Source organism: Stieleria neptunia (assembly GCF_007754155.1).
Classification (GTDB): Bacteria; Planctomycetota; Planctomycetia; order Pirellulales; family Pirellulaceae; genus Stieleria; species Stieleria neptunia.
The window spans coordinates 7010318-7024648 of the sequence record NZ_CP037423.1; the positions used below are offsets into that span (position 1 = coordinate 7010318).

The 14331-nt window shown below is 58.0% G+C and carries 5 protein-coding genes and 2 pseudogenes; 4 read left to right on the forward strand and 3 right to left on the reverse strand.

The window, feature by feature from the left end:
- Positions 1-226: 226 nt before the first annotated feature.
- A pseudogene (locus Enr13x_RS24375) lies at positions 227-1361 on the reverse strand (transposase).
- 620 nt (positions 1362-1981) lie between these two features.
- On the opposite strand from Enr13x_RS24375, the gene Enr13x_RS24380 reads away from it, so the two are divergent.
- Together Enr13x_RS24380 and Enr13x_RS24385 are read left to right on the forward strand one after the other, a co-directional pair.
- The gene (locus tag Enr13x_RS24380) at positions 1982-4354 is read left to right on the forward strand and encodes a PSD1 and planctomycete cytochrome C domain-containing protein (protein WP_145389436.1); all 2373 of its coding nucleotides are present in this window, start codon (positions 1982-1984) and stop codon (positions 4352-4354) included.
- Positions 4355-4358: 4 nt separating this feature from the next.
- Positions 4359-5816 (forward strand): DUF1501 domain-containing protein, encoded by a 1458-nt coding sequence (locus Enr13x_RS24385; RefSeq protein WP_145389437.1) that lies wholly within the window; start codon positions 4359-4361, stop codon positions 5814-5816.
- Between the two features lie 274 nt (positions 5817-6090).
- On the opposite strand, the gene pap is transcribed toward Enr13x_RS24385, so the two are convergent.
- Entirely contained in the window at positions 6091-7581 is a 1491-nt protein-coding gene (gene pap, locus Enr13x_RS24390; protein WP_145389438.1) for a polyphosphate:AMP phosphotransferase, read from the reverse strand.
- Between the two features lie 494 nt (positions 7582-8075).
- On the opposite strand from pap, the gene Enr13x_RS24395 reads away from it, so the two are divergent.
- Both Enr13x_RS24395 and Enr13x_RS24400 read left to right on the forward strand, forming a co-directional pair.
- Positions 8076-9566: an efflux RND transporter periplasmic adaptor subunit gene (locus Enr13x_RS24395; RefSeq protein ID WP_145389439.1), complete on the forward strand. Its 1491-nt coding sequence runs from the start codon at positions 8076-8078 to the stop codon at positions 9564-9566.
- A 136-nt stretch (positions 9567-9702) separates the two neighbouring features.
- Positions 9703-12813 (forward strand): efflux RND transporter permease subunit, encoded by a 3111-nt coding sequence (locus Enr13x_RS24400; protein WP_145389440.1) that lies wholly within the window; start codon positions 9703-9705, stop codon positions 12811-12813.
- Positions 12814-13095: 282 nt separating this feature from the next.
- On the opposite strand, the pseudogene Enr13x_RS24405 reads toward Enr13x_RS24400, so the two are convergent.
- Positions 13096-14230: pseudogene (locus Enr13x_RS24405) on the reverse strand (transposase).
- Between the last annotated feature and the right edge of the window lie 101 nt (positions 14231-14331).

Sequence of the window (14331 nt, forward strand, 5' to 3'; positions counted from 1 at the left end):
GTGTTATGGCAGAGATTCTGCCGGCGACGGCCGCGACACAATGTTGCATTTTCGTAAGCAAACCGGTTGGCAGCTCACCTGCGGGGGGTTCTTCCGCGAGTTTAGTGGGTGCTCTCGAATACTCGGGGAAGGTTTTTTGAGGGATGACTGCGATGTCCGATGGTTCTGTTCGGTAGGCTGGCGAAGCCAGCTGTAGCGGAGGCGGGCTCTGCTCTCAAGGAACTTCCTACCCAGCTAGTTCATTGGGGACCACTCGCAGGTTGAGTGCAGCTGCCCGTTTCGCCAGGTTTTCCATTGCTCGCTTCTTGTATTGCTGTTCGTAATAGTCGTTGCCGACATCGACATATTCCCTCCCGTACTTCAGCATCCCATAAACTATTTTCGCGAGCTTGTGGGCCGTCGCCGTGATCGCTTTGGGTGAACCAAGACGGGAACGGATCCTGCGAAAGAACGCTCCTAAGGCGCAGTTTGATCGTGCCAGGGACGCGGCGGCTGTTCGAAGTGCGGCGGCGGCTCGGTTCGCACTTGTACGTGTTTTACCACTGAGCAATTTCCCACCTGTCTTCTTACTGCCCGGACATAGGCAAAGCCAAGAAGTGAAATGCTTCTCTGTTGCCCACCTACTCATGTCGGTACCGATTTCAGAAATCAGTGTGATTGCGGATTGACCGCTAATCCCATCAATGGTCGTCATGTCGACGCCCAGCACCCGGTAGAGCTGATTGCGCATATCGAACCGGGGGCTATTGCTTCCAGCTTTAGGAGCCTTCAGCTTCGGCAGAATCTCACCGTCACTTCGGTCGGAAAATGTACCCAAATGTTCTTCAAGCTTGGAATCGACTTCCGACAGTTTGGAACCGTAAAAACGGTACAGTTCCAGAGCCTGTTTTAACGCAAATACATGTTCTTCACGCCAATTGCCTTCCAGAGCTTTCGCGATCGTCGACTCGTCATTTTTGCACCTTGGATCGCGAAGTTTTGCGAGTAGGTGAGGGTCTCGACTGCCCGCAACAATGGCATCCAAAATGGCAAGGCCAGTGGTGCCGGTGATGTCCGAAATGACGTGATGGAGCTGGACATTCATTTCCATCATCGCCTTCTGCATCCGTTGGATATGCTCGCTCGCGTTGGCGACGAGCATGGCTCGTTGCCGCATGTAAGAACGCAGAACACAAATTGCCGAACTCTTCCAACCAATCTGCGAGCGACGCCAGATCGGATGTAAAGGTGCCGAAGCAGCGAACGTGTGATGAGTCGCGATCGGAGGGCACGGCAACATAGTGCTGGGTCGAACCAATATCGATGCCGGCAGCGTTCAAGTTGATTGTGTCAAGTGATTGTGGAACGGGTGCGTTGTCAATCGGAAACCCACCACGTGATCGACGCTTAGGTTTCCCAGAGGATTTCTTCTTGGCCATGGCGGAACTCCGAAAGGTGACTTCAACGGAAAAACGCGGCAGGCGCGGGAGTAGGGCTCTGTTATTCTCTCAAACGGGGTCAACGCCGTGAGGCGAGCCACCAATGTCATTTTCAAGCAAACTCCCGGGACCAGGCTGAGAAGCGGGCACGAAGCACCACGTAGAGAACGGCCTCCACGACCCGCCGCGTATCCGACATGATAATCCTCACACCCAGTTCCTCGGAATCATTTGGTCACTTGTGGCCTGCGGCGGCTGAGGAGCAACCCGCCAAGGAATCACCTGGTCTGCGATGCGCCGAAGGTGCTTCGTGCCCTCCGCCGGCCCCCGTGTCGGCGGCGGGTCGTTTGAACCGAGCGTTTGTCCTCGCTCTCCCCATTCGGACATCGCAGCAATGCCTCGAAAAACCTCGGTCCTGAGCGATTAGCCACTAAAATCCACGAAGAACCCCCAGGGGAATTCTGCACCGAGTTCTTCCACGCGAGATGGGAAATGGGTGGGCGATCGGTTAACCTGAAGCGAGTCAGTTTTGATCAGCTTCCTTCCGAGGTCATCCAGTCTTCATGAATCGCCTGTTCTTCAGTCTTTCTTTGCTTGCCGCGACCAGTTCTGTCGGCTTTCTTGGTAACAAGTTGGCGGCTGAGACATTGGCTGCGGAGCCCCCGGTCGGAAACAAATTGAGTTTCGATCGCGACATTCGACCAATCTTGTCGGAAAACTGCTTTGCCTGTCATGGGTTCGACGCCAAAGCGCGCGAGGCGGACTTGCGACTGGATACACGCCAAGGGGCGACCGAAGATGCCGAGGCAATCGTCCCGGGCGACCCGCAGGCGAGCCTGTTCGTCGAGCGAATTTTGTCGACCGATCACGACGAGATGATGCCGCCGCCGGAATCGGGCCGAACCTTGACGGCCGTCCAAAAAGAAAAACTGATCCAGTGGATCGAGCAGGGAGCCGAGTACGAAACGCACTGGGCCTTTACCGCGCCGACCGCACCGACGCCGCCGAAGGTCGACGGCGTTGACCACCCAATCGATCGCTTCGTGCGGGCCAAACTCGACGCAAACGGGATCGCACCGTCACCGCCTGCCGACGCGACAACCTTGCTTCGTCGAGTCAGTCTGGATCTAACAGGCTTGCCGCCGACGCTTGAACAGGTGGAAGCGTTCCAGCGGGAGGCTCAAACCGATCCGGATGCCGCTTACCAATCGCTGGTGAATCGTTTGCTCGCCAGTTCGCACCACGGAGAACGTTGGGGGCGATGGTGGCTCGACCAAGCTCGTTACGCCGACAGCCACGGGTATTCCATCGACGGTCCACGCCAGATTTGGAAGTTCCGTGACTGGGTCATCGACGCGATCAACACCGACATGCCATTTGACCAATTTACCGTCGAGCAGTTGGCCGGTGATTTATTGCCCGACGCAACGACCGACCAAAAAGTCGCAACGGGTTTCCACCGCAACACGCAAATCAACCAGGAAGGCGGCGTCGATCCGGAACAGTTTCGTGTCGACAGCATCTTTGATCGAGTTGGCACCACGGGGACCGTTTGGCTGGGGTTAACGATTGGTTGTGCGCAGTGCCACGACCATAAATTTGATCCGATCACCCAAAAAGACTTTTACCGGATGTTTGCGTTCTTGAACAATCAAGACGAACCGAACCTGAAGGTCTATCCCGACGACGTCGACGCGCCCAAACTTGGTGTCGAGAAAAAGCGACTTGAAAATGAGTTGCGAACGCTTGTTGACCAGCATGCCGATTCGGTCGCCGCATGGGAACAAGCCCTCGATGACGATGACTCGGTCAGGCAAGACCTGGCCGACGATGTCAAAAAAGCCATCGGCGTTGACGCCAAAAAACGCAAACTCACCGACAAGCTGACGATCCTTGCGGCCAGCGGTGCCTTGGACTCGTTGGACGAAGTCAAAACCAAGCAAGCTCGCATTGCAGCCATCGATCGAGAATTGGCGAAAGGGGTTTCGACGATGGTGTTGTCCGAGCGTTCCACGCCACGACAAACAACGGTCTTTATCAAAGGTGACTTCACCCGCCCTGACGAGCCCGTTCAACCGGGCACGCCCGCCGTCCTGCATCCGCTCAACAGCGAGCAGGAATTGGCAACTCGACTGGATTTGGCCCGTTGGTTGGTTGCCGACGAAAACCCTTTGACGGCGCGCGTGATTGCGAACCGAATCTGGCAACAGTACTTCGGCCGAGGGCTCGTCGAAACCGACAGCGACTTTGGATTGCAAGGAACCTCGCCGTCGCATCCGGAATTGCTGGATTGGTTGGCGGTGTCGTTTCGCGAGTCCGGTTGGAGCATGAAGGAACTGCACCGCCAAATCGTGATGTCGCAAACCTACCGCCAGAGTTCGTTGGCGCGCGCAGACTTGAGCGAGGTCGATCCGCTCAATCTACTGCTGGCGAGACAAAACCGCTTGCGAATCGATGCCGAAATTGTGCGCGACGTCGCACTCGTTGCGAGTGGATTGTTCGCTCCGAAGATGGGCGGCCCACCGGTGTTCCCACCGATTCCTGATGGAGTGATGTCGTTGGGTCAAGTGCGGCGTAGCTGGAATGCCAGCAAAGGGGAAGATCGCTATCGTCGTGGCTTGTACACGTTCGTCTATCGGGCCACACCACCGCCGGCACTCAACGTGTTCGACGCTCCCGACGGGCAAAGCAGTTGCACGCGGCGAATTCGCAGCAACACGCCCCTGCAAGCACTCACGTTGCTCAACGACGCCGCGTTCTTCGAATTCGCCCAAGCGCTGCAAAAACGCATCGAAGACGAAGGGCTGGAGTCTGCCTTCATCCGCTGCACCACACGCAAACCGATGAAAGAAGAACTCGAGCTGCTCGAACAACTCGGTTCGCTCGGCGCGGCGCGGGCCCTCTTGAACCTCGATGAAACCATCAATCGCGAATAATCAAATGCATCCTCATCATGACGTCGAACTCCAGGCTTCGACACGGCGCCATTTCTTCAGCGACTGCGCGATGGGCATCGGTTCGATCGCCTTGGCATCGTTGATGGCCGACAAATCGCTCGGCGACGATCCGATGGCTGCGATCAAGAATCCGCTCGAACCTCGCGTCGCCCATTTTCCACCGAAAGTGAAGAGCGTGATTTTTCTGTTCATGGCGGGCGGGCCGTCACAGCTCGAGACGTTCGACTACAAACCGAAATTGAACGAACTCAGCGGCCAACCGATCCCTGAAAGTTTCACCAAGGGAAAGCGGTTCGCGTTCATGAGCAGTAGCCACCGCACGGACCTGCTCGGGTTCCGCCCCAAATTCCAACAGCATGGCGAAAACGGAATCTGGGTCAGCGATTATTTGCCACATACGGCCGGCATCGTCGACGAGCTGAGTCTCGTGAAAACGTGCAGCACCGATTTGTTCAACCATGCGCCGGCAAAGTTGTTCATGAACACGGGAACCGGCCAGTTCGGTCGGCCGAGCTTGGGGGCTTGGACGACGTACGGCTTGGGCAGCGAATGCGACAACCTGCCCGGGTTTGTTGTCTTGCAAAGTGGTCCACGTGGCCCGCGCGGTGGAGCGGTTCACTGGAGTAGCGGCATGTTGCCGACCACTTATCAGGGCGTGCCGCTGCGAAATCAAGGCGACCCCATTTTGAATCTCTCAACGCCCGATTCGGTCACCCAAACCCAGCAACGACAACTTGTCGACACGCTGAAAGAATTGAACCTGAAGCGTCTCGTGGCAACCGGCGATCCGGAAATCGGAACCCGCATCAATGCCTATGAAATGGCCTACCGAATGCAATCGAGTGCACCGGAACTGATGGACACGAGCGACGAAAAGGCCGAGACGTTTGAGCAGTATGGCATCAAGGATCCGAATGAATCGAGTTATGCGCGCAACTGTCTACTGGCGCGTCGGTTGGTCGAACGTGGCGTGCGGTTTGTGCAGTTGTATCACACGAATTGGGACCACCACGGCGGACCGACGGAGAATCTGGAGACACACTTGCCAAAGATTTGCGAAGAGATCGACAAGTCGACCGCCGGTTTGATCGCAGATCTCAAGCAGCGTGGATTGCTTGACGAAACGCTGGTGATCTGGGGTGGTGAGTTTGGTCGGACACCGATGGGTGAAGTGCGTCAATCGACCGGTCGCAACCACCATATCGATGCGTTCACGATGTGGTTCGCCGGCGGCGGATTTAAGCCGGGTCATGTCTACGGCGAGACGGATGAGTTTGGTTTCGGTCCGGTCGAGAACCCTTGTCACGTGCGAGACATTCACGCCACGATTTTGCACCAATTGGGGCTGGATCACGAGCGATTGAGCGTGCGATTCCAGGGGCTTGATGTGCGTTTGACCGGGGTGGAAGAGGCTCGTGTTCTCAAGGACATGTTGGTGTAGTCACCGGAGGGCGATATCGCCGGCCACGGCCGTCCTGATCGATCGACCACAAATTCGCGGAGATCGCAACAATTTCGACGCTTCACGCCCCCCGAGTGCTGTCGGTCCCTTGCACCACGTCATCGGTTTTTATCGTGCGTTGCTTAGGACCGTTGGAAGAGTAAGTGGCGGGGAGTGATTGTGGGATAGGCTTCCAGCCTGTCGTTTTCGTCATGACAGGCTGGAAGCCTATCCCACTTCTTCTTCCGACGGTCCTAAGTTCGTTTCGCGTTGTTCAGCCGAGCCTTTCCTGCAGATGATCGATCACGGTCTGCAAGACCTTGAGGCGGGCATACTGCTTGTTCTTCGCCTCCACGAGGATCCAGGGTGCTTTTTTGGTGCTCGTGTACTGGATGATGTCCTGTCCGTACTGTTTGTAGGCTTGCCACAGTTCGCGGTTGCGCCAGTCCTCGTCGGTCAGCTTCCAGTGCTTGTACAGCGATTTCTCGCGTTTCTTGAAGCGTTTGAGCTGTTCGTCCTCGTCGATGTGCAGCCAAAACTTGAGCAGCAGGATGCCGTGATCGACGATCTGGTGCTCGAAGTCATTGATCTCGTTGTAGGCGCGCCGCCACTCGTCCTCGCTGGCGAAGCCCTCGGCGCGTTCGACGAGCACCCGCCCGTACCAGCTTCGATCGAACACTGAAACATGGCCCGCTCGTGGCAGGTGGCGCCAAAAACGCCACAGGTAGTGATGCGCGCGCTCCTCTTCGGTGGGTGCGGCGAACTGGAAGACGCGGTAGGTGCGGGCATCCAAACTCCAGACCGTGCGGCGGATCGCGCCGCCTTTGCCACTGGCGTCGGGACCTTCGAAAACGAGTACGGTCGACTGTTCCATGGCCTGGGCCTTGCGACCGAGTTCGCCGAGTCGAGCCTGGCCGGTTTTGATCTCTTTCTTGTACTCCGACTTCGGCACCGAGCGTGTCAGGTCGAGCGCATCGAAGACCGTGTCGACCTTGGGCATGTCGGGGCTGGCGACCCGCACCGGATCCGACGCGGCGGCCGCTGTTCGCTCTTGCGCGTCGAGATGGCGAGCCAGTTCGGCGGCGATGATTTCGCCGACGCGGAGGTGCCGGTAGTTCTCATTGCCCCCTTCGACGATGTGCCACGACGCGGCGCCGCGGTTGGTCCGGGTGATCAGCCGTTCGGCGGCCGCGATGAAATCGTCGTAGTGCTCGTGGTTGTTCCAATCTTCCTGGGTGACCTGGTAGCTCAGCAGCGGATCGGCCTCGAGCTCTCGGAGACGCGCTTCCTGCTGGGTGGCGCCGAGGTGCATCCAGAACTTCAAAATCAGCGCGCCGTCGTCCACCAGCGCGTTTTCGAAACGGATGATTTCGGACAGGCGATTGTCGAATTCCCGCTCGTCGATCTCGCCATAGACCCGGCCCAGCAACGGCTCGGAGTAACGGCCGCTGAGGTACAGACCGATGCGGCCTTTGGGCGGCATGTCGCGCCAGTACCGCCAAAACCGCGGGCGTGCCGCTTCCAGATGCGTCGGCCGCTGGTACCCGATCGTCCGGATCCAACGCGGATCCATCCACATGTTCAGCATGTTGATCGCCGTGGCCTTGCCGGCCCCTTCCACGCCGGCAAAGTCGATCAGGACAGGAAATCGTGCGAGTTCGTTCGTGCGATACTGCAACGTCAGCAGCTTGGTCCGCAGCTCGAGCTCCCGTTCCTTGAATTCACGCTGGCTAACACGTTGCCCCAGCTCTGCCGCGTCGAACATGACTGCTCCTTAAGCTCCTGTGATCCCCAACCATGACGTGCCGATCCTGAGCGACGACCGATCGTGAGTCTGCCCCCTGGTTCAGGGCCAAGAGTACCCGAAACCAACGATGGCTTCCACTCCGCGCCCCGCTCGATGCGATCGACTGATGCGTTGGTATTGAATGCCGGTTGCTCGCTGGCGCAATGACCGTCCCGTGGGACGAATGGGACAGATAGGACGTATGGGTCGCATAAGACCAATGGGTCCCATCGAGAGCGACAGGTTTCGCCGGCGTGGTTGGACCAGTACCGGTGGCTGTCACGGCGTGCTGCGATGGACAGAAACTGTCCACCCCCGTGGCGAATCTCTGTGCTTTGCACGGCCGTGGCCTTTCGAATCCGGCCAAAACGGCCCCAAAACCTCGTCCTCGTGCTTCTATCGCACTCTGGCACGGTGCGTGCTTCTGGATTCCGGCACGCCCCGAATCCCTTCCCTCCCGAGTGCTCCCCGCGATGACCGATCCAACGAGCCCCGCCGCCAAGCCGAATTTCTTGCAGACACTTTCGCAGGGTCTTCCAACACTGCTGGTGTTGGTCGTCATGGCCGGCGGCTGGCTGGCGATCCACAAAATCAACAACCCCGCGGCGATCGAAACACAGACCGAGGACGCCCAGCAGCCCGCCGATCCGAATACCGTGATCCTGCCCGAGGGCAAGCTGGCGGTCGCGCGGATCCAAACCGTTCCGGCCCAGCGTCAATGGGTTCAACATGTTCACACCGTTCCGGGCAGACTGCGCTACGACCAAACCAGACACGTCGACGTGAAAGCCCCGATGGATGGGATTTTGTCTGAAATCTTGGTGACCCCCGGCGACGCCGTGGCCAGCGGTCAGCTGATCGCCGTTTTGCGCAGTCCCGAAATCGGACAGGCACGTGCCGAAATCTTGAAACGCCAAAAGGAGCGTGAGATCGCGGGGCAGGTGCTGGCACGGGAAACGACACTTTCCAAAAACCTGCAGCTGCTCTCGGAGATGCTCGATCGGGGGGAATCTGTCGAGGTGATCGAAGCCGCGTTCGCCGACGAGGCCTTGGGCAGCTACCGGCAAGAGATTTTGTCGAGCTACTCGAAAATGAAGTTGGCCGACACGTTGATCGCCAAGATTCAACCCTTGGTCGAATCGGGATCGGTTTCAGGACGGACGGCGCGGCAGCGCGAGGGCGAGCGGCAACTGGCCGAAACGGCGTTCCGAACCGCCCGCGACCAGGCGACGTTCGCCGCCGAACAAGCAAAACTGAAAGCCGAAGCCGAGTTATCTCAGGCCGACCGTCAACTGAATCTGGCATGGCAGTCGCTCGAAACCTTGCTCGGATACAAGGAAGACAAACGAACCGCAAATCTGAGCAACGAAGAAGCGTTGTCGCGACTGGAAGTCCGCGCCCCCTTTGACGGGACCGTCGAATCGCGGATGTTCGCCGACAACGAACGCGTCTCACGTGGCGACTCCCTGATCGTGCTGGCCAACACCGATTCGTTGTACGTCGAAGCGAGTCTTCGCGAAAGCGATTGGTCCGCGGTGTCGCTGCAACCCGGAACGGAGATCTCGGTCCGCGTTCCGGCGTTGGAGAACCAGACCTTCGGCGCAAACATTCACTACGTCGGTCGCGAAGTTCAATCCGACACCAACTCCGTCCCGTTGGTCGCAAGAATCGACAATCGCGACGGCCTGTTGCGGCCGGGCATGTTTGTCCGCGTGACGATTCCCATCGGCCAAGGCCGCCAAGCGTTGTCGGTCAAACCCGAATCGGTGATCCAACACGACAACCAGCAATTCGTCTTCGTCGACCTCGATGGCGGTTCCTATCGACGCGTCGACGTGACCACCGGCGACGTCTCGGACGACTGGGTGGAAATCACGGCAGGATTGTCGCCGCAACAAAGGGTCGTGACCGAAGGGGCGTTCCTGCTGAAGTCCGAACTGTTGCTGCAAGGCGAAGGCGAGTGACCGCCCGTGGGATAGGCTTCCAGCCTGTCATCCCGACGTGGGATAGGCTTCCAGCCTGTCAGCTCTGAATCGACAGGCTAGAAGCCTATCCCACTGATCCTACCTCAACTCGCGCAGCAACTCCGACTCTGACACCATGCTCACTCGCATCATTGAACTCTCACTGACCAACCGTGGTCTGGTCATCATTTTGACCTTGTTGATGGCCGCCGCGGGAATGTATTCGGCGTTGCACCTGCCGATCGACGCCGTGCCCGACATGACGAACGTGCAAGTGCAAGTCGTCACCGACGCCGGTTCACTCTCGCCGGTCGAAGTCGAACGCTACGTCACGTACCCGGTCGAGAACACGATGGGGGGGCTGCCGGACGTGGAGGAACTCCGCAGCGTTTCCAAGTTCGGCATCTCCGTCGTCACGATTGTGTTCACCGAAGGCACCGATATCTATCGTGCACGCCAACTGGTGACCGAACGTCTGGGGGATGCCGCGGCCAGCATTCCTCCCGGTTACGGATCCCCCACCGTCGGGCCGTTGACGACCGCACTGGGAGAAATCCTGCAGTTCGAAGTCCGCAGCGAACGGCACACTCCCATGGAATTGCGCACGCTGTTGGAATGGGATGTCGCACCGCGGTTGCGCGAAGTCAGCGGCGTGACGGAAATCAACACCCACGGCGGCTACTACAAAACGTTCGAGGTGCAACCCGATCCCGACCGCATGACCAGCTATGGCATTTCGATGGAACTGCTGTTCGAGCGTCTGCAAAACAATAACAACACCTCCGGCGGTGGCTACGTGATCCACCACGGTGAACAGCGTTTCATCCGCGGCGTGTCGTTGTTGGAAACCGCTGGAGACATCGAAGAGGTGGTGGTGCGGCGCGAAAGCGACGGCAATCCGATTCTGATTCGCGACATCGCCAGCGTCAGCATCCAACCGATGACACGTCAAGGTGCGGTCACACGCGACGGTCGGGGCGAAGTCGTGACGGGATTGGTGATGATGCTGATCGGTGAAAACTCCCGCGAGGTGGTCCATGCGGCGAAACAGCGTCTGAAAGAGATCGAGGTCACGCTGCCCGACGGGGTGAGGTTGGAAGTGACCTATGACCGGGCCGCGCTGATCGGCCGAACGCTGAAAACGGTACTGACCAATCTGACCGAAGGCGGCATGCTGGTGATCGTCGTGCTGTTGCTGATGCTGGGTAATCTGCGCGCCGGCATCATCGTCGCCTTGGCGATCCCATTGTCTATGTTATTTGCCACGAACGTGATGGCCTACACCGGCGTCACCGCCAGCCTGATGAGTCTGGGGGCGATCGATTTCGGATTGATCGTCGACAGCAGTGTCATCATGGTCGAGAACTGCATCCGCAAGCTGTCTCATGACAACGGTGACACCAAACACGAAGACGTGATCCGCGACGCGGCGGTCGAAGTCCGAAAGCCGACCATGTTCGGCGAATTAATCATCGCCGTCGTGTTCTTGCCGATCTTGCTGCTGGAAGGGACCGAAGGCAAGCTGTTTCGGCCGATGGCGTTGACGGTGCTGTTCGCGCTGGGCGGCTCATTGGTTCTGTCCCTGTCGTTTATGCCCGCGATGGCCTCCATCTTTCTTCCCAAAAAGATGAAGGAGAAAGAGGTCTTTCTGGTGCGGGTGGTGAAGTTCTTTTACACACCGCTGGTCACCCGCGCGATCAAGCACCCGATCGTGACGATCGCTTCGGCGCTCACTATCTTTGCGGTCAGTTTGCCGATGGCACGCAATTTGGGGGCGGAGTTCATGCCGCGGTTGGAAGAGGGCGACTTGTTGGTCGAAGCCTTGCGGTTGCCCAGTGCGACGCTGGAGGGATCGATCGAAATGTCGACCCAGATCGAAAACATCCTGAAAAAGTACCCCGAAGTCGAAACCGTGTTTTCCAAAACCGGGCGACCGGAGATCGCCAATGACGTGATGGGCGTGCACCAAACGGACGTCTGGGTGCTGCTTAAACCCGTCGCCAGTTGGCCTGAGCCGAAGACGCGTGACGAGTTGATCGAACAGATGTCCGACGAGCTGAACGCAAACGTTCCCGGTGTGGCCTTCGGATTCACCCAACCGATCGAAATGCGGGTCGACGAATTGGTCGCCGGCGTCAAGGCCGATGTCGCCGTGTTGCTGTACGGGGACGACATGGAAGAACTGGGAATCAAGGGCAAAGAGATCGAGTCGGTGTTGCGGTCGATTCCCGGAGCGGTGGACGTCAAAGCGGATTACCAAGCCAACCTGTCGACGCTGACCATCAAAACCAAACCCCAAGCGCTCGCACAATACGGCATCGATGCGCAAACCGTTCTCGACGTCGTCTCGTCGCTCGGTGGGCACCAAGTCGGTCAGATCTTTGAAGGCCGCGCCCGGTATCCGATCATGGTCCGTGTCCCGGTCGAGTGGCGGGAGAATCTCGAACTGCTCGAACAGGTCCCCGTGGCGAATGCGGCCGGCAAATCAATCCCGCTGAAGGAACTTGCGGACATTCGGTTGGAAGAAACACCGCCGACGATCGAACACGAAGGCCAACGGCGGCGGACCTTCATTTCCGCCAATGTGCGTGGGCGTGATGTCGCGACGTTCGTCAACGAGGCTCAAACCACGGTGGAAGAGAAGGTTGAATTCGCCCCCGGCTACGAGATCCGCTGGGGCGGTGACTTTGAAAACCTGCAATCGGCCAGTCGTCGACTCGCCATCATTTTGCCGATCGTGTTGATCATCATCATGTTGCTGTTGCACACCAGCCTGGGATCCCTGCGATTGGCGCTGCTGATCTTCTTGGCCGTCCCGATGGCGGCATCCGGCGGCGTGATCGCGCTGTACCTGCGGTCGATGCCCTTCAGTATCTCCGCCGGCGTCGGTTTTATCGCACTGTTTGGCGTCGCGGTCCTGAACGGGTTGGTTTGGGTCAGTGCCGCGGAAAATCTGCGTCACACCGGGATTCCACTGCGAGAGGTCAGTGCGGAAACGGCCCAGGTGCGTCTGCGGCCGGTGCTGATGACCGCCTTGGTGGCGAGTCTGGGGTTCTTGCCGATGGCACTGTCCACGAGCGACGGCGCGGAGATGCAGCGTCCGTTGGCGACGGTCGTGATCGGGGGCTTGATCACGTCGACCCTGTTGACCTCGTTGGTGGTGCCCTGCATCTATCCCTGGTTCGCACGTGGATTGCAGAACATCAAACTGACGCATCATGGCGAACCGGAACCGACGCTGCACTGACGGATCGGCTGGAAAGCCAGTGGGATAGGCTTCCAGCCTGTCATCCCCAGTGGGATAGGCTTCCAGCCTGTCGTTCCCAGTGGGATAGGCTTCCAGCCTGTCATTCAGCATCGAAGAGCCTGGAAGCCTCTCCCACGTCAGGGGTTCTTCGCGGATTTTAGTGGCTGCTTTCGAATACTCGGGGAAGGTTTTTTGAGGGATGACTGCGATGTCCGATGGTTCTGTTCGGTAGGATGGCGAAGCCAGGTGAAGCGGAGGCGGGCTCTGCTCTCAAGGAACTTCCTACCCAGCTAGTTCATTGGGGACCACTCTCAGGTTGAGTGCAGCTGCCCGTTTCGCCAGGTTTTCCATTGCTCGCTTCTTGTATTGCTGTTCGTAATAGTCGTTGCCGACATCGACATATTCCCTCCCGTACTTCAGCATCCCATAAACTATTTTCGCGAGCTTGTGGGCCGTCGCCGTGATCGCTTTGGGTGAACCAAGACGGGAACGGATCCTGCGAAAGAACGCTCCTAAGGCGCAGTTTGATCGTGCCAGGGACGCGGCGGCTGTTCGAAGTGCGGCGGCGGCTCGGTTCGCACTTGTACGTGTTTTACCACTGAGCAATTTCCCACCTGTCTTCTTACTGCCCGGACATAGGCAAAGCCAAGAAGTGAAATGCTTCTCTGTTGCCCACCTACTCATGTCGGTACCGATTTCAGAAATCAGTGTGATTGCGGATTGACCGCTAATCCCATCAATGGTCGTCATGTCGACGCCCAGCACCCGGTAGAGCTGATTGCGCATATCGAACCGGGGGCTATTGCTTCCAGCTTTAGGAGCCTTCAGCTTCGGCAGAATCTCACCGTCACTTCGGTCGGAAAATGTACCCAAATGTTCTTCAAGCTTGGAATCGACTTCCGACAGTTTGGAACCGTAAAAACGGTACAGTTCCAGAGCCTGCTTTAACGCAAATACATGTTCTTCACGCCAATTGCCTTCCAGAGCTTTCGCGATCGTCGACTCGTCATTTTTGCACCTTGGATCGCGAAGTTTTGCGAGTAGGTGAGGGTCTCGACTGCCCGCAACAATGGCATCCAAAATGGCAAGGCCAGTGGTGCCGGTGATGTCCGAAATGACGTGATGGAGCTGGACATTCATTTCCATCATCGCCTTCTGCATCCGTTGGATATGCTCGCTCGCGTTGGCGACGAGCATGGCTCGTTGCCGCATGTAAGAACGCAGAACACAAATTGCCGAACTCTTCCAACCAATCTGCGAGCGACGCCAGATCGGATGTAAAGGTGCCGAAGCAGCGAACGTGTGATGAGTCGCGATCGGAGGGCACGGCAACATAGTGCTGGGTCGAACCAATATCGATGCCGGCAGCGTTCAAGTTGATTGTGTCAAGTGATTGTGGAACGGGTGCGTTGTCAATCGGAAACCCACCACGTGATCGACGCTTAGGTTTCCCAGAGGATTTCTTCTTGGCCATGGCGGAACTCCGAAAGGTGACTTCAACGGAAAAACGCGGCAGGC